This window comes from Roseateles sp. (assembly GCF_965229315.1).
Classification (GTDB): Bacteria; Pseudomonadota; Gammaproteobacteria; order Burkholderiales; family Burkholderiaceae_C; genus Pelomonas.
Window position 1 is genome coordinate 785,807 of record NZ_CBDDJA010000002.1, and the last position, 14,957, is coordinate 800,763.

At 68.6% G+C, this 14,957-nt stretch carries 17 protein-coding genes; 10 read left to right on the forward strand and 7 right to left on the reverse strand.

Going from position 1 to position 14,957, the window contains the following annotated elements; translation table 11 throughout:
• Positions 1 to 19: 19 nt before the first annotated feature.
• Entirely contained in the window at positions 20 to 655 is a 636-nt protein-coding gene (gene maiA / locus ACO07H_RS08395; protein WP_422013038.1) for a maleylacetoacetate isomerase, read from the forward strand.
• Positions 645 to 1,370 carry a polyphenol oxidase family protein gene (locus ACO07H_RS08400; RefSeq protein ID WP_422013040.1) on the forward strand — a complete coding sequence of 242 codons (726 nt, stop codon included), beginning with the start codon at positions 645 to 647 and terminating at the stop codon, positions 1,368 to 1,370. The genes maiA and ACO07H_RS08400 overlap by 11 nt, the downstream gene beginning before the upstream one ends.
• Here the strand turns inward: ACO07H_RS08400 and ACO07H_RS08405 are convergent.
• Positions 1,293 to 1,559: a hypothetical protein gene (locus tag ACO07H_RS08405; RefSeq protein WP_422013042.1), complete on the reverse strand. Its 267-nt coding sequence runs from the start codon at positions 1,557 to 1,559 to the stop codon at positions 1,293 to 1,295. The two genes, ACO07H_RS08400 and ACO07H_RS08405, sit on opposite strands and share 78 nt — an antisense overlap.
• Before the next feature lie 165 nt (positions 1,560 to 1,724).
• On the opposite strand from ACO07H_RS08405, the gene phaC reads away from it, so the two are divergent.
• Genes phaC through phbB form a run of 3 tightly spaced genes read left to right on the forward strand, consistent with a single transcriptional unit; the run spans position 1,725 to position 5,320 of the window.
• On the forward strand, positions 1,725 to 3,335 hold the full coding sequence (phaC, locus tag ACO07H_RS08410) for a class I poly(R)-hydroxyalkanoic acid synthase (protein WP_422018610.1): 1,611 nt from the start codon (positions 1,725 to 1,727) through the stop codon (positions 3,333 to 3,335).
• 22 nt (positions 3,336 to 3,357) lie between these two features.
• Positions 3,358 to 4,542, forward strand: a complete 1,185-nt coding sequence (locus ACO07H_RS08415; RefSeq protein WP_422013044.1) for an acetyl-CoA C-acetyltransferase — start codon at positions 3,358 to 3,360, stop codon at positions 4,540 to 4,542.
• A gap of 40 nt (positions 4,543 to 4,582) precedes the next feature.
• Positions 4,583 to 5,320, forward strand: coding sequence for an acetoacetyl-CoA reductase (gene phbB, locus ACO07H_RS08420; protein WP_422013046.1), 738 nt, complete (start codon positions 4,583 to 4,585; stop codon positions 5,318 to 5,320).
• 56 nt (positions 5,321 to 5,376) lie between these two features.
• Here phbB and ACO07H_RS08425 read toward each other — a convergent pair whose 3' ends face one another.
• Genes ACO07H_RS08425 through ACO07H_RS08450 form a run of 6 tightly spaced genes read right to left on the reverse strand, consistent with a single transcriptional unit; the run spans position 5,377 to position 10,147 of the window.
• Positions 5,377 to 5,760 carry a response regulator gene (locus ACO07H_RS08425; RefSeq protein ID WP_422013048.1) on the reverse strand — a complete coding sequence of 128 codons (384 nt, stop codon included), beginning with the start codon at positions 5,758 to 5,760 and terminating at the stop codon, positions 5,377 to 5,379.
• Positions 5,761 to 5,797: 37 nt separating this feature from the next.
• Positions 5,798 to 7,492 carry an ATP-binding protein gene (locus tag ACO07H_RS08430; RefSeq protein ID WP_422013050.1) on the reverse strand — a complete coding sequence of 565 codons (1,695 nt, stop codon included), beginning with the start codon at positions 7,490 to 7,492 and terminating at the stop codon, positions 5,798 to 5,800.
• Positions 7,492 to 8,493 carry a SpoIIE family protein phosphatase gene (locus tag ACO07H_RS08435; RefSeq protein WP_422013052.1) on the reverse strand — a complete coding sequence of 334 codons (1,002 nt, stop codon included), beginning with the start codon at positions 8,491 to 8,493 and terminating at the stop codon, positions 7,492 to 7,494. The genes ACO07H_RS08430 and ACO07H_RS08435 overlap by 1 nt, the downstream gene beginning before the upstream one ends.
• Positions 8,478 to 8,882, reverse strand: coding sequence for an ATP-binding protein (locus tag ACO07H_RS08440; RefSeq protein ID WP_422013054.1), 405 nt, complete (start codon positions 8,880 to 8,882; stop codon positions 8,478 to 8,480). The genes ACO07H_RS08435 and ACO07H_RS08440 overlap by 16 nt, the downstream gene beginning before the upstream one ends.
• Positions 8,879 to 9,262, reverse strand: coding sequence for an STAS domain-containing protein (locus ACO07H_RS08445; protein ID WP_422013056.1), 384 nt, complete (start codon positions 9,260 to 9,262; stop codon positions 8,879 to 8,881). Before ACO07H_RS08445 ends, ACO07H_RS08440 begins: the two co-directional genes overlap by 4 nt.
• 12 nt (positions 9,263 to 9,274) lie before the next feature.
• Complete coding sequence (locus ACO07H_RS08450) at positions 9,275 to 10,147, reverse strand: STAS domain-containing protein (protein ID WP_422013058.1); 873 nt, start codon at positions 10,145 to 10,147, stop codon at positions 9,275 to 9,277.
• A 208-nt stretch (positions 10,148 to 10,355) separates the two neighbouring features.
• Between ACO07H_RS08450 and ACO07H_RS08455 the strand changes: the two genes are divergently transcribed.
• The 5 genes from ACO07H_RS08455 to ACO07H_RS08475 all read left to right on the forward strand — a co-directional run bounded on the left by ACO07H_RS08455 (position 10,356) and on the right by ACO07H_RS08475 (position 14,957).
• A complete protein-coding gene (locus tag ACO07H_RS08455; RefSeq protein ID WP_422013060.1) occupies positions 10,356 to 11,168 on the forward strand; it encodes a TIGR00266 family protein in 813 nt (270 codons plus the stop codon).
• A 67-nt stretch (positions 11,169 to 11,235) separates the two neighbouring features.
• Entirely contained in the window at positions 11,236 to 12,225 is a 990-nt protein-coding gene (locus tag ACO07H_RS08460) for a YncE family protein (protein WP_422013062.1), read from the forward strand.
• Positions 12,226 to 12,361: 136 nt separating this feature from the next.
• Positions 12,362 to 13,153: a polysaccharide deacetylase family protein gene (locus ACO07H_RS08465; RefSeq protein ID WP_422013064.1), complete on the forward strand. Its 792-nt coding sequence runs from the start codon at positions 12,362 to 12,364 to the stop codon at positions 13,151 to 13,153.
• Positions 13,153 to 14,127, forward strand: a complete 975-nt coding sequence (locus tag ACO07H_RS08470) for a sterol desaturase family protein (protein ID WP_422018611.1) — start codon at positions 13,153 to 13,155, stop codon at positions 14,125 to 14,127. Before ACO07H_RS08465 ends, ACO07H_RS08470 begins: the two co-directional genes overlap by 1 nt.
• Positions 14,127 to 14,957 carry an EI24 domain-containing protein gene (locus tag ACO07H_RS08475; RefSeq protein ID WP_422013066.1) on the forward strand — a complete coding sequence of 277 codons (831 nt, stop codon included), beginning with the start codon at positions 14,127 to 14,129 and terminating at the stop codon, positions 14,955 to 14,957. The genes ACO07H_RS08470 and ACO07H_RS08475 overlap by 1 nt, the downstream gene beginning before the upstream one ends.

Here is a 14,957-nt window from a genome sequence, read left to right on the forward strand (position 1 = left end):
AGGGCTCAAAATGCCTGCCATGAAGCTCCACAACTACTACCGCTCCTCGGCCTCCTGGCGTGTGCGCATCGGGCTCGCTCTCAAGGGGTTGGACTATGAGTACGCCTGCGTCCACCTGGCGAAGAACGAGCAGCATGCCGGCACGTTTGCCGAGCACCAGGCCTCGCACCTGGTGCCGGCACTGGTGCTGGACGATGGCCGGTGGCTGAGCCAGTCCATGGCCATCCTGGAGTACCTGGAGGAGACCCACCCCGAGCCGCCGCTGCTGCCCCGCGACCCCGTCGCCCGCGCCCAGGTGCGGGCGCTGGCGCAGGACATCGGCTGCGACATCCACCCGATCAACAACCTGCGCGTGCTGCGCCACCTGAAGACCGACATGGGCCATTCGCAAGCCGAGGTGGACGCCTGGTATCGCCACTGGATCGCCACCGGCCTGGCCATCGTCGAGCAGCGCCTGGCGCAGACGGCCGGCACGTTCGCCTTCGGCAACACGCCGGGCCTGGCCGACTGCCTGCTGGTGCCGCAGGTCTACAACGCGCAGCGTTTCGACTGCCCGCTGCAGGCCTACCCGACGGTGATGCGCGTCAACGCCGCCTGCCTGTCGCTGCCCGCCTTCTCGACCACGCACCCGAGCGCCTGCCCCGATGCTGAATGACGCGGACTGGCTGACGCCGGGTTGGCCCGGTGCCACGGCCTTCATGACGACACGCGGCCCCAACTTCGGACGCAAGGCGGGCGACCCGGCGCTGGCGCGTGCCAACCGCGCGGCGCTGGCCGGGCTGCTGCACGCGCGGCCCATCTTTCTGGACCAGGTGCATGGCGCCGATGTCGTGCGCCTGCAGCGCGGCTGGCATGACGACAACGCGCCCCGGGCCGACGCGGCCGTGTCCACGGACCCGGAACTTGCCGTGGCCATCCTCGTGGGCGACTGCCTGCCCGTGCTGTTCTCGGCGCCCGGCGGCGTGGCCGGCGCCCACGCGGGCTGGCGGGGCCTGGCGGCCGGCGTGTTGGAGAACACGGTGGCCGAGCTGTGCGCCGCGGTGAGCTGCGGGCCGCGCGACGTGAAGGCCTGGCTGGGCGCCTGCATCGGCCCCGAGGCCTTCGAGGTGGGCCCCGAGGTCGTGCAGGCCTTCGGCCGCGAGCCTCTGCCGGGCGACCAGGCGGGCTTCCTCTACCGCCCCAGCCCTGACCCGCGCTGGCGGGCCGACCTGCCAATGCTGGCCCGCGAGCGCCTGGCTGTGGCGGGCGTCACCAACATCAGCGGCGGCACCTGGTGCACGCTGACGGACGCGTCACGGTTCTTCTCGTTCCGCGGCGAGGCCGCCGGCCGGCCCCGGGGCCGCATGGCCGCCTGCATCAGCCTGCGCTGAAGCGGCTTCGGCGCGCCGGCGCCGCTTGCGCCCCGGTGTGCCGAGGATGTACATCAGCAGCGACAGCGGCAGCACGCCGTACAGCAGCAGCGTGACCAGCGCGCCGAAGATGCTGCCCTGCGGGCTCAGCGCCTCGGCGGCGGCCATCATCAATGCGACATAGCCCCAGGCGATGGCGACGAGATACATGAGTTGCGTCAATACAGAAATGGCCGTACGGGGATACAAGATGCTGTCAGCCGGGTGTGGCAAGCTTAAGCTGTAACCCGCGCGACAGAGGAGACACGCTTGGCCAGCCAAAACAAGAACGCCACGCCGCCCCACGGCATCGAGGGACAGGGCTTGGCGGAGCTGATGCAGCAGATGGCGCACCTGCCGCAGATCTCGCCCGACGCGCTGGCCGAGCTGCAGTCCGACTACCTGAAGCAGGCCACGGCGCTGTGGAACGCGTCGCTGGGCCACGGCGAGGCTGCGGCGGTCGGCGACCGGCGCTTCGCGGCGGCCGAATGGCGCGCCAATCCGGCGGCCCACTTCATGAGCCAGCTCTACCTGCTCAACGCCCGCACGCTGGGCCAGATGGCGGCAGCGGTGGAGGCCGACGACAAGACCAAGGCGCGCATCCGCTTCGCGGTGCAGCAGTTCGTCGACGCCGTGTCGCCCAGCAACTACCTGGCGCTGAACCCCGAGGCGCTGCAGGCCGCGCTCGACAGCAAGGGCGAGACGCTGACCCGCGGCATGCAGCACCTGTGGGACGACGTGCAGCGCGGCCATGTGTCGCAGACCGACGAGAGCGCTTTCGAGGTCGGCAAGAACGTCGCCACGACGGCGGGCAGCATCGTGTTCGAGAACGCGCTGTTCCAGCTCATCGAGTACGCGCCGCTGACGCCGCAGGTGCACACGCGGCCGTTCCTGCTGGTGCCGCCGTGCATCAACAAGTACTACATCCTGGACCTGCAGCCCGACAACTCGCTGATCCGCTATGCGGTGTCGCAGGGCCATCGCGTCTTCGTCGTCAGCTGGCGCAACCCCGACGACGAGGTCAAGGCGCTGACCTGGGACGACTACATCGAGCAGGGCGGCATCCAGGCCATCCGCGTGGTGCAGGCCATCTCGGGCCAGGACAAGATCAACGCTTTAGGCTTCTGCGTGGGCGGCACCATCCTGGCCACCGCATTGGGTGTGTTGGCCGCGCGCGGCGAGCAGCCGGCCGCCAGCCTCACGCTGCTGACGACGCTGCTGGATTTCGCCGACAACGGCATCCTGGACATCTTCGTCGACGAGGCCAGCGTGCGGCTGCGCGAGGCCACGCTGGGCCCCGATGCCCCCCAGGGCCCGCAGCTGCTGCACGGCCAGGAGCTGGCCACCACGTTCAGCTTCCTGCGCCCCAACGACCTGGTGTGGAACTACGTCGTCGGCAACTACCTGAAGGGCGAATCGCCGCCGGCCTTCGACCTGCTGTACTGGAACGGCGACTCGACCAACCTGCCCGGGCCCATGTACTGCTGGTACCTGCGCCACACCTACCTGCAAAACGAGCTGAAGGAACCGGGCAAGCTGACCGTCTGCGGCGAGCCGCTGGACCTCAGTGCCATCGCGGCGCCCGTCTACATCTACGGCTCCCGCGAGGACCACATCGTGCCCTGGCAGGCGGCCTACCGCAGCACGCAGATCTTCAAGGGCAGGAAGCGCTTCGTGATGGGCGCCTCGGGCCACATCGCCGGCGTCATCAACCCGCCGGCCAAGGGCAAGCGCAGCCACTGGATCGCCAGGGGCGCCGCCCTGCCGGCCGATCCCGAGGCCTGGCTGCAAGGCGCGACCGAGCACCCGGGGAGCTGGTGGACCGACTGGTCCGCCTGGCTGGCCTCGCATGCCGGCCCGCTCAAGCCCGCGCCCAAGACGCCGGGCAACCGCCAATACAAATCCATCGAGCCGGCACCGGGCCGGTACGTCAAGGTCAAGGCCTGAACATTTTTTAAGGAGACATCCCGTGAGCAAAGAAGACATCGTCATCGTCGCCGCCGCGCGCACCGCCATCGGCAAGTTCGGCGGCACGCTCGCCAAGACGCCCGCCAGCGAGCTGGGCGCCGCCGTCATCCAGGACCTGCTGCGCCGCACCGGCCTGGCGGGCGAGCAGATCAACGAAGTCATCCTCGGCCAGGTGCTGACGGCCGGCGTGGGCCAGAACCCGGCGCGCCAGGCCGTCATCAAGTCCGGGCTGCCGAATGCGGTGCCGGCGATGACCATCAACAAGGTCTGCGGCTCGGGCCTGAAGGCCGTGATGCTGGCGGCCCAGGCCATCCGCGACGGCGACAGCGACATCGTCATCGCCGGCGGCCAGGAGAGCATGAGCCTGAGCCCGCATGTGCTGCCGGGCTCGCGCGACGGCCAGCGCATGGGCGACTGGAAGCTGGTCGACACCATGATCGTCGACGGCCTGTGGGACGTGTACAACCAGTACCACATGGGCATCACGGCCGAGAACGTGGCCAAGAAGTACGGCATCACGCGCGAGCAGCAGGACGCGCTGGCGCTGGGCAGCCAGCAGAAGGCGGCTGCCGCGCAGGACGCGGGGCGCTTCAAGGACGAGATCGTGCCGTTCAGCATCGCGCAGAAGAAGGGCGACCCGGTCGTCTTCGCGGCCGACGAGTTCATCAACCGCAAGAGCAATGCCGAAGCGCTGGCCGGCCTGCGCCCCGCGTTCGACAAGGCCGGCAGCGTGACGGCCGGCAACGCCTCGGGCCTGAACGACGGCGCGGCCGGCGTGGTGGTGATGACCGCGGCCAAGGCCGCCGCGCTGGGCCTGACGCCACTGGCGCGCATCGCGTCCTATGCCAGTGCCGGCCTGGACCCGGCCTACATGGGCATGGGCCCGGTGCCTGCCGCGCGCAAGGCGCTGGAGCGCGCCGGCTGGAAGCCGGCCGACCTGGACCTGCTGGAGATCAACGAGGCCTTCGCGGCCCAGGCCTGTGCCGTGCACAACGAGATGGGCTGGGACATGAACAAGGTCAACGTCAATGGCGGCGCCATCGCGCTGGGCCACCCCATCGGCGCGAGCGGCTGCCGCGTGCTCGTCACGCTGCTGCACGAGATGATCAAGCGCGATGCGAAGAAGGGCATCGCCTCGCTGTGCATCGGCGGCGGCATGGGCGTCGCACTGACCGTCGAACGCTGATACCGATACTCAAAACATTCACCACGACAGGAGACAAACCATGAGTCAAAAAGTTGCCTACGTCACCGGCGGCATGGGCGGCATCGGCACCGCCATCTGCCAGCGCCTGCACAAGGAAGGCTTCAAGGTCATCGCCGGCTGCGGCCCCAGCCGCGACTACCAGAAGTGGCTGGATGAACAGAAGGCCGCGGGCTACGCCTTCCATGCGTCCGTCGGCAACGTCGCCGATTGGGACTCCACGGTGCAGGCTTTCCACAAGGCCATCGGCGAGCATGGCGCCATCGACGTGCTCGTCAACAACGCCGGCATCACCAAGGACCGCATGTTCCTGAAGATGACGCCGGACGACTGGCATGCCGTCATCGACACCAACCTGAACAGCATGTTCAACGTCACCAAGCAGGTGGTGCCGGGCATGGTGGAGAAGGGCTGGGGCCGCATCATCCAGATCAGCTCGGTCAACGGCGAGAAGGGCCAGGCGGGCCAGACCAACTACTCCGCGGCCAAGGCCGGCATGCACGGCTTCACGATGGCGCTGGCGCAGGAGCTGGCGGCCAAGGGCGTCACGGTCAACACCGTCAGCCCGGGCTACATCGGCACCGACATGGTCCGTGCCATCAAGCCGGAGGTGCTGGAGAAGATCGTCGCGACCATTCCCGTCAAGCGCCTGGGCACGCCCGAGGAGATCGGCTCCATCGTCGCGTGGCTGGCCAGTGAGGATTCCGGCTTCTCGACCGGTGCCGACTTCTCGTGCAACGGCGGCATGCACATGGGCTGAGGCCCGGCGACGTTGACCGCGGGCCGGCCCTCCTGCAGCGCAGGGGGCCGGCTTTTTCATGGGCGATGCGCGCGCGGGCCGCTCGCTGCGCGCTGTTGCTGCAACTGCCCGCCGATCTCGGCCAGCACCTGATCGAGTTGCTCGAAATCTTCCTTCGGAACTGCGCGCACATGGCTGCCCAGGCTGGCGAGGCTGCCCCGGAATTCATACCCGGACAGCAGGATCACCCAACGTGCCGGCGCGCCTTCGAGCCAGCGCCTGGCCAGCTCGATGCCCGACCAGCCCGGCAGGTTCACATCGGTGACCAGCAGGTCGAACGTCTCACGTTGCAGATGAGCCCAGGCGGATTCAGCGTCGGCGCAGGCCACGACACGGCGGCCCTCGTGCTCGATCAACTCGACGACGAGATGGCGGACGTCGGCGTTGTCTTCGACGTACATGATGCGGATGGTGTGCACAGGACCCCGGGCCGTGTGGTCAAGGCAAGCGCCGGCTGCCGGCCGGTTGGGTCTGCAGTTGTGTCACCAACGCAGGCATGTCGATGGGCTTGACCAGGAAGTCGTCGAAGCCGGCCTGCTCGGCGCGAAGGCGTGTGTCCGGGGCCGAGTAGCCGCTCATCGCGATCAGCGTCATGCCGGGGCCATACAGCCGGCGCAGCTCCGCTGCCACGCCGAAGCCGTCCAGCCCCGGCAGGCCGATATCGATGATGACGATCTCGGGCTGCTGACCGATGGCAGCGGCCAGGCCTTGCGGCCCATCCAGCGCCACCGCGCAGGCGAAGCCGTGCACCTGCAACAGCTCGGCCATCGCCTGCAAGGCGTCGGCGTTGTCGTCCACCAGCAGCAGCCGCCGCTGCGGTGCGACGATCTCCGGTGCCGTGGCGGGCAAGGGCGGCTGCGCAAGCACAGCAGCGGGCGGTGGGACGGTCGGCAAGGTCAGGATGAATTCACTGCCGCAGCCCAGGCCGGCGCTGTGGGCGCTGACCGTCCCGCCGTGGTCAGCGGCCATGCGCTGGACAATGGTCAGGCCGATGCCCAGGCCGACGTCCTCGCGCGCCAGGCTGTTCGGCGCCTGGGTGAACAGCTCGAAAATCTTCGGCAGCATGGACGCATCGATGCCGACGCCGTTGTCCTTGACGCTGATGCGGACCGCGGTGCCGGTGGCATCGATGCCGACTTCGATCAAGCCGCCTTCCGGCGTGTAGCGCGCGGCGTTGTGCACCAGGTTGCTGATGACCTGCTTCATGCGCACCAGGTCGACATCCACCCAGGCCACGTCGTCCAGCGCCGGCACGAGCAGGCGGTGCTTCTTCGCATCGACGAAGGCGCGCGTCATCTCGATGGCCTCGAACACCAGCGACCCCACCCCCACCACGGCACGTTCAAGTTCGACCTTGCCGCGGGACACGCGCGACACGTCCATCAGGTCGTTGACCAGCTTGGTCAGCTGCGTCGCCTGCCGGCCGATGGTCTCCCGGTACTTTTCGACATCGGCCATGCTGAGGTTCTTCTTGCGCCGCATCACCTCGACGCTCATCGAGATGGCCGCCAGCGGGTTGCGCAGCTCATGCGCCAGCATCGCGACGAATTCGTTCTTGCGCTGGTCGGCGAGTTCGAGGTCGCTCTTGCGCTGGCGCAGCTCGTCCAGCGCGTACAGCATGTCGCGGTTCTGCTGCTCCAGTTCCTCCGTCTGGCTCTGCGGCTGGCGGCGGAACAGCTCGCTGGTGCGTTGGCTGATGTCGGCCGCTGCCAGCTTCGGGGCGCCGCGCGGCAGCAGCATTTCCATGGACACGGTGGAACCTTCACCCGGCTCGACCTCGATCAGGAAGGCGTCGACCAGCCGGTAGCTGCCATGAAGGCCGCCTGCCCGGTGCCCGGCGCTGATCTCGCCATCGGCCCAGATCGAGGCGGGCACGCCCGGCCCCTTGTCGGCGACCCGGATCAGCAGCGACTGCGCGCCCGGCTGCGCGGGCGAGTCACCGACCAGGAAGCTCACCTTGGCCGCGCCGGCGTACTGCAGCGCGTTGCGGCCGATCTCGGACACGGCCGTCGTCAGCCGCGTGCGCTGCAGGGCCTCAAGCCCGAACAGCTCGCTGACCTGGCGACAGCGATGCCGCAGCGCCACCAGGCTCGGGTCGCTCTGGATCTTGACGGTCAGCACGACGATCTGCATCAATGCCCCTGGATGACGACCACGGTGGCGTCGTCGGTGTTGCGTGCGAAATCGCGGTGCAGGACCGCGGCCACCAGCACCGGATGGCAGGCCAGCAAGCCCGGGTGCCGGGCCAGGTTCCAGCGCGAGCTCAGGCCATCGCTGTTCATGACCAGGGTCGAGCGGGGCGTCCAGGGCACCGAGGACTCGCGTGCCTTGCGCACGCCGTAGCCGACCGTGCCATCGGTCGAGACCAGGCGCGTGGCCACCCCTTGGGAGTGAACCACCGCGTTGATGTTGCCCAGGCCGGCAAAGCGCAAGATCTGCGCCTGGGTGTCGATGCAGGCCACCGCCATGACCGCGCCCCGCGTCGACAGCAGGGCCTGGTGGGCCAATTCGATCGCGCGTGCCGGCCCGGCTTCGCGCACGCTGCGATGGAAGGACTCGATGGCCGCATGCGCCGCCTCGGCCGCCTTGGGGCCGTGGCCCAGGCCGTCCACCACCGCGACGGCCAGCGAGCGGTCGAAACGCAGGCTGGCCCAGCCGTCGCCCGACACGGTCTCGCCGCGTATCGGCGTCATCCGGCTGGCCACGGCAAAACCGTCGTCCGCCGGCGCCGCGACCCGCTTCTCGTGCAGCCGCACCATCACGGCCGTGCCCAGGCCGGGTGCGGTGTAGACGTCGAACAGCGCGGCAGCGCGGCGCATGGTGCCCAGGCCGATGCCCAGACTGCCGCCCGTCGAGAAGCCGTCCTTGGCCGCCGCGTCGAAATTGGCGATGCCCGGGCCGCGGTCCAGGGCGACGATGTCGAGCCCGTAAGCCATGCCATGGGCCGTCAGTGGGCTCAACCAGAGTTCACCGCGATCCGCGTACTTGAGGATGTTGGTGCACAGCTCGGACGTGACCAGCGAGGCCTGGGCGATCAACTCGGGGGTCAGCCCCACCGTTTGCCCGAGCAGCACCGCGGCGCGGCGTACCTCGGCAATCCGGCTGGGGTCGTCGATGGTTATCGTCGTTTCCACTGCGCGATCCGCACATGCGTGCCCGCGCCGGAGCGCGGGATGATTTCGAAGTGCTGCACCAGGCGCTGCGCGCCGCCCAGGCCCAGGCCCAGGCTGTTCGCCGTGCTGAAACCATCACGTAGCGCCTGCGGCACATCGGCGATGCCAGGCCCGCCGTCCTCGAAATCGAGCTGCAGGCCGGGCTTGCCGTCGCGTTCGACGTCGTGCATCGTCATCGTGCCGCCACCGCCATGCACCAGCACATTGCGCGCGAGTTCGCTGGCCGCGGTCACGAACTTCGTGATTTCCAGGGTGGACATGCCGATGGCCGTCGCGCGCGCCTGCACCGCCCGGCGCGCCGTGCTGACTTGTTCAGCCGAACGGATCTGGACCACGACGGCGCCGGTCACGGTGCGGCGCCAGTCCTTCCGCCTTCATCGAGCGAACGACGCAGCAGGGCCAGGCCCTTGTCGACATTGAGCGCCGTTCGCACACCGGCCATCGTCATGCCGAGTTCGACCAGGGTGATCGCCACCGCCGGCCGCATGCCGACCAGCACCATGGTGGCATCCATGATGCTCACGATGGACGAGATCTGCGACAGCATCCGGCCGATGTAGGAGTCGACGATCTCCAGCGCGGAGATGTCGATCAGCACGCCATGCGAGTTGGTCTTCAACAGCTTCTGGGTCAGGTCATCCTGCAGGCTCATGGCGAGGTCGTCATGCAGCTCCACCTGGATGGTGACCAGCAGGAAGCTGTCGACCTTGAGAATCGGGATGTGATCCACGGGGCGTTGCCTCTAGCTGCCGGCCTTGAGCGGCTCGGCGCGCTGCACGCTCTGCCCCGTCTTGCGCAGGGCCGTCTGCAGCGCACCAGCCAGCGTGGCCTTGGTGATGACGCCGTCGAGGTTCACGCCGAGGTGGACGATGGTCTGCGCGATCTGCGGGCGGATGCCGCTGATGATGCACTCCGCGCCCATCAGCCGGGCGGCCGCCACCGTTTTCATCAGGTGCTGCGCGACCAGCGTGTCGACGGTGGGCACGCCGGTGATGTCCAGGATGGCCACGGTCGCTTCCTTGTCGACGATGGCCTCGAGCAGGCTCTCCATGACGATCTGCGTGCGTTCGCTGTCCAGCGTGCCGATCAGCGGCAGGGCCAGGATGCCTTGCCAGAGTTCGACCACGGGCGTGGACAGGTCCAGCAGCTCCTGGTGCTGCCGCTCGATCACCTCTTCCCGGCCCTTCTGGTAGGCCTCGATGCTGAACAGGCCGAGCTTGTCGAGGATGAGGGACACCGCCCAGAGTTCATCGCTGAGCCGCTTGGGGTCATCTGCGAGCGCTTCGCGCAGCGCCACGAACAGCGGCTGCTTCAGCGAGAACACGAAGGTGGCCGTTTCCGTGGGGCTGAATCCGGCCACGGCGCGGTCGCGGGACAGCTCGGTCAGCAGGGCGCGCACGTCGTCCCAGTCACTGCCGGTCAGGTCGGTGTCCGCGGAGCGACGTATCGCCGTGGCAAACGCGCCCAGAAAGCCGCGCGCCTGGGCGTGCGTGTCACGGTCGCCGCCGCCCGCCGCGCCGTGGCGCCGGACTTCCTGCAACGCGCCGGTCCAGTCTTGCAGCACCTTGCCCTCGTGCTGCCGCAAAACTGCGGCCAGCCCCTTGTCGTTTTGCATGGTCTGCTCCGTAAAGACAATGGGCCGCGATACCGCGGCCACGTTTTGATTATGTACGGCGGGGCCATGCACGCGGTGCGGGAGGGTCGAACGGTGCCCCGGGTGCCCATGTCCGCAGATCGCCATGCCGCGTGAACAGGGGCTGAGCGCCCGGGTGACACGCCACTTCACTATGATCCGCGCCGGATTTTTCTTCCGGGAGCTGAGCATGGCCATGGACGTGGTGGACTACGAGATCAAGGGTGCCGAGATGCAGTTCGTCGAGATCGAACTCGATCCCGGCGAGGCGGCCATCGGCGAGGCAGGCTCGATGTTCTTCATGGACCCGGCCATCAGCATGGAGGCCGTGTTCGGCGACGGCTCGGCCAGCCAGGGCGGCTTCCTGGGCAAGCTGATGGGTGCGGGCAAGCGGCTGCTGACGGGCGAGTCGCTGTTCACCACGATCTACACCAACAACGCAGCGGACAAGCGGCGCGTGGCCTTCGCCGCGCCCTATCCGGGCAAGATCGTCGCGATGGATCTGCGCCAGCTCGGCGGCACGCTGATCTGCCAGAAGGACGCCTTCCTGTGCGCGGCGCGCGGCGTGTCGCTGGGCATCGCGTTCCAGCAGAAGCTGTCCACCGGCTTCTTCGGCGGCGAGGGCTTCATCATGGAGAAGCTGGACGGCGACGGCATGGCCTTCGTGCACGCCGGCGGCACCATCGTGCGCCGCACGCTGCAGCCCGGCCAGACGCTGCTGGTGGACACCGGCTGCGTGGTGGCCTACACGCCCAACGTGAACTTCGAGATCCAGTACGTCGGCAAGATCAAGACGGCGCTGTTCGGCGGCGAGGGCCTGTTCCTGGCCAAGCTGACCGGCCCGGGCGAACTGTGGCTGCAGAGCCTGCCGTTCTCGCGCCTGGCCTCGCGCATCTTTGCGGCGGCGCCGCAGCGCGGTGGCCACAAGGAGGAAGGGTCGCTTCTCGGTGGCTTTGCCGCGGGCGGACTGCTGGGCGGCGTCCTCGGCGGCGATGACGAGTAGGCCGCCCCGGTAAACTGGGCACCGTGAGGGCGGCAACTGCCGCCCTTGTTGTTTTGAGGATTCCGGCATGTTCCGTCGCAGCGCGCTCGCGCTCCTGATGCTGTTGACCGGCCTGGCGCACGCCCAGGCGCAGGCGCGGCCCCCCGTCTTCGTGCTGAATTCCCTGGACGCCGACATCTCGGTGGTCGACCCCGCCAGCTTCACGGTCGTCAAGCGCATCCCGACGGGCAAGGAGCCGCACCACCTCTACCTGTCGCCCGACGAGAAGTCCCTCATCGTCGCCAACGCGCTGGGCGATTCGCTGACCTTCGTCGATCCGCGCACGGCCGAAGTGCAGCGCGTGGTGCGCGGCATCTCCGACCCCTACCACCTGCGTTTCTCGCCGGACATGAAGTGGTTCGTCACGGCGTCCAACCGGTTGGACTACGTCGTCCTTTACCGCTGGCAGGGCACGGTGGCGAGCGAACCGCTGCAACTCGTCAAGCGCATCCCGGCGCCCAAGACGCCCAGCCACCTGAGCATCGACAGCAAGAGCACCACCGTCTACGCCAGCCTGCAGGACAGCGACGAGCTGCTGGCCATCGACCTGGCGACGCAGGCCGTCAGGTGGAAGCAGCCGGTGGGCAAGATGCCGGCCGACATCTTCCTGACGCCGGACGACAAGTTCCTGCTGGTGGCACTCACCGGCGACAAGTTCGTCGAGGTCTGGGACGTCAGCGGGGCGCGCCCGCAACTGGCCAAGCGCATCCCCACTGGCGCCGGCACGCACTCCTTCCGCGCCTGGGGCGACAAGCGCCACGTGCTGGTGTCCAACCGCGCGGCCAACACGATCAGCAAGATCGACTTCACGACGATGACGGTCGTCGACCAGTACCCGGCGCCCGCCGGCCCCGACGACATGGAGCTGCTGACCGACGGCCGCACGCTGCTCGTCACGTCGCGCTGGGCCGGCAAGCTCACGCAGATCGACACGGTCACGCGCAAGGTCGTGCGCCAGGTCAAGGTGGGCAAGTCGCCGCACGGCATCTGGACGCTCGACCACACCCCACGGCTCTAGACATGGCGCCCCTCGTCCAAGGCGTACCTTGGCCGGTCCCCCGAGGGGACGGCGATGCGTGCGGCATTGAGCCGCTCGCACATCGCCTGCGGGCCGGCTTGGGAGCGGCCCGGCGCTCGACCCACATTCCGAATACATGAAAGCCCTTCTCCTGGCGCTGGTGGCCACGGCGGCCACGGCACAGCCGCGCTGCGACAAGCCGGTCTACCTCACCTTCGACACCGGCCACATGGGCGTGGCGCCGCTGATCGCCGAGACGCTGAAGAAGCACAACGCCAAGGCGACGTTCTTCCTGGCCAGCGAGCCCACGCTGACCGGCGGCACCACGCTGGATGCGACCTGGGCGCCGTGGTGGCGCGAGCTGGCGGCCGAGGGCCATGACTTCGGCTCGCACACCTGGGACCACGACATCTTCATGGAAGACGTGCTGGACGCCGACGGCAAGGTGGTGCGCTTCAAGGTGCGCACGCAGGCCGGTGTCAATCCGCCGGTGGTGCGCGAGCTGACGCCCGAGCAGTACTGCGAGAGCCTGAAGAAGGTCGGCGAACGCTTCACGGCGATGACCGGCAAGCCGCTCGACCCCCTCTTCCGGGCGCCGGCCGGGCGGTCGTCGGCCGCGCTGCTGAACGCGGCCAAGGCCTGCGGCTTCACGCACGTCGGCTGGAGCCGCGCCGGGTTCCTGGGCGATGAGTTGCCCAGCCAGAGCGCACCCAACGCGCAGCTGCTGGAGAAGGCGCTGCGCGACATCAAGCCCGGCGACATCCTCATCGCGCACCTGGGCATCTGGCAGCGCCAAGACCCCTGGGCGCCTGCGGTGCTGGAGCCGCTGATGACGGGGCTGGAGCAGCGCGGTCTATGCTTTGCCCCGCTGCGCGAGCATCCGCGCTACGCGCACCTGTTCAAGACACCCGAACCCAAGAAGCCGTGATCGACTGGATTGCCAACGCCTTCGATGCCGCGCAACTGTGGCTGTACGAGAGCTTCGTGCAGCCGCTGGTGTTCGGCCTGGGCTTCGGCAACCTGCTGGAAGACGCGTTCGACGCCACCCGCTGGCTGCTGCTGGGCGTGGTGCAGATCGCCGTCATCGTTTTGGGCATCCGGCTGCTGGAGCGGCGCTGGCCGGTGGAGCCGGTGAGCGACCACGCGGCGGTGCGCACCGACGTGTTCTATACGTTGATCCACCGCCTCGGTCTCGTGCGGCTGGCGCTGTTCTTCAGCGTCGAGCCGCTGTGGGACACCATCGCGGGCCAGCTGCGCCTGGCCGGCATGCCCACCTGGCAGCTCGACGGCCTGTGGCCCGGCGTGACCGACATCGCCTGGGTCAGCCTGCTGCTGTATCTCGTCGTGTTCGACTTCGTCGGCTACTGGCTGCACCGCTGGCAGCACCAGTGGCACTGGTGGTGGGCGCTGCACAGCCTGCATCACAGCCAGCGCCAGATGACGATGTGGAGCGACAACCGCAACCACCTGCTGGACGACGTCCTCATGGGCACAGCCTTCGCGCTGCTGGCCCGCTTCATCGGCGTGGAGCCGGGCCAGTTCGTCGCCATCACCGTCATCACGCAACTGCACGAGAGCCTGCAGCACGCCAACGTGCGCCTGAGCTTCGGCCGTGTCGGCGACCGGCTGTTGGTGAGCCCGCTGTTCCACCGCCGCCACCACAGCATCGGCATCGGCCACGAGAGCGAAGGCCGGGGCACGCTGGGCGGGCACAACTTCGGCGTGCTGCTGCCGCTGTGGGACCAGCTGTTCCGCACGGCCGACTTCGAGCGCCGCTTCGACGCCACCGGCGTGCGCGACCAGCTCCCCGAAGAAGGCGGGCGCGACTACGGCGAGGGCTTCTGGCACCAGCAGTGGCTGGGGCTGAAGCGCCTGGCCACGTCCTACCGAAAGGTCACTTGATGCAGGGTCTCGTCGACTCGTTCTGGCGCGCGGCCGCCTACTGCCTGCACCCGCGCGTCATCGCGCTGTCGCTGCTGCCGCTGGCCATCGGCGGGGTGCTGGTGTTCGGCCTCATGTTCTTCTTCTGGGAAGGCGCCATCGCCAGCGTGCGCGCGACGCTGGAAAGCTGGCGCCTCATCGAGAGCCTGCTGCAGTGGCTGGACACCTTCGGCCTGCAATCCTTCCGCAGCGCGCTGGCCGCTATCGTCGTGCTGGCCGGGGTGCTGCCCGTGGTCATCCTGCTGAGCCTGCTGCTGGTGGCGCTGTGCATGACGCCCGCCATCGTGCAACTCGTCGCGCAACGGCGCTTCCCGCTGCTGGAGAAGAAGCGCGGCGGCACGCTGCTGCAGAGTGTCGGCGCATCGCTGGGCGCCACGCTGGTCGCGCTGGTGCTGCTGCTGCTGTCCATGCCGCTGTGGCTGATCCCGCCGCTGGTGATGGTGTTGCCGCCGCTGATCTGGGGCTGGCTGGCCTACCGCGTGTTCGGCTTCGACGTGCTGGCCGAGCATGCGTCGGCCGACGAGCGGCGGGCGATCCTGAAGGAGCAGCGCCTGCCGCTGCTCATCATCGGCGTCATCTGCGGCTACCTGGGTGCCGCGCCGTCGCTGATCTGGGCCTTCAGCGCGATGGCCATCGTCTTCGCGCCCTTCCTGGTGCTGGTCGCCATCTGGCTGTACACGCTGGTGTTCGCCTTCTCCACGGCCTGGTTCGCGCACTATGCGCTGGCCGCGCTGCAGGCCCGGCGGGCCGCGGAGCCGGTGGCCGAGTCGGCCGTGCTGATTGAAAGCTGA

Bases quoted from the DNA above. Each gene is read 5' to 3' on its own strand.
- ACO07H_RS08465 (WP_422013064.1), top strand. From the start codon at position 12,362: ATGAAAGCCCTTCTCCTGGCGCTGGTGGCCACGGCGGCCACGGCACAG.
- phbB (WP_422013046.1), top strand. From the start codon at position 4,583: ATGAGTCAAAAAGTTGCCTACGTCACCGGCGGCATGGGCGGCATCGGC.
- ACO07H_RS08425 (WP_422013048.1), bottom strand. From the start codon at position 5,760: ATGTACGTCGAAGACAACGCCGACGTCCGCCATCTCGTCGTCGAGTTG.
- phaC (WP_422018610.1), top strand. From the start codon at position 1,725: ATGCAGCAGATGGCGCACCTGCCGCAGATCTCGCCCGACGCGCTGGCC.
- maiA (WP_422013038.1), top strand. From the start codon at position 20: ATGAAGCTCCACAACTACTACCGCTCCTCGGCCTCCTGGCGTGTGCGC.
- ACO07H_RS08475 (WP_422013066.1), top strand. From the start codon at position 14,127: ATGCAGGGTCTCGTCGACTCGTTCTGGCGCGCGGCCGCCTACTGCCTG.
- ACO07H_RS08460 (WP_422013062.1), top strand. From the start codon at position 11,236: ATGTTCCGTCGCAGCGCGCTCGCGCTCCTGATGCTGTTGACCGGCCTG.
- ACO07H_RS08455 (WP_422013060.1), top strand. From the start codon at position 10,356: ATGGCCATGGACGTGGTGGACTACGAGATCAAGGGTGCCGAGATGCAG.
- ACO07H_RS08450 (WP_422013058.1), bottom strand. From the start codon at position 10,147: ATGCAAAACGACAAGGGGCTGGCCGCAGTTTTGCGGCAGCACGAGGGC.
- ACO07H_RS08400 (WP_422013040.1), top strand. From the start codon at position 645: ATGCTGAATGACGCGGACTGGCTGACGCCGGGTTGGCCCGGTGCCACG.
- ACO07H_RS08405 (WP_422013042.1), bottom strand. From the start codon at position 1,559: ATGTATCTCGTCGCCATCGCCTGGGGCTATGTCGCATTGATGATGGCC.
- ACO07H_RS08430 (WP_422013050.1), bottom strand. From the start codon at position 7,492: ATGCAGATCGTCGTGCTGACCGTCAAGATCCAGAGCGACCCGAGCCTG.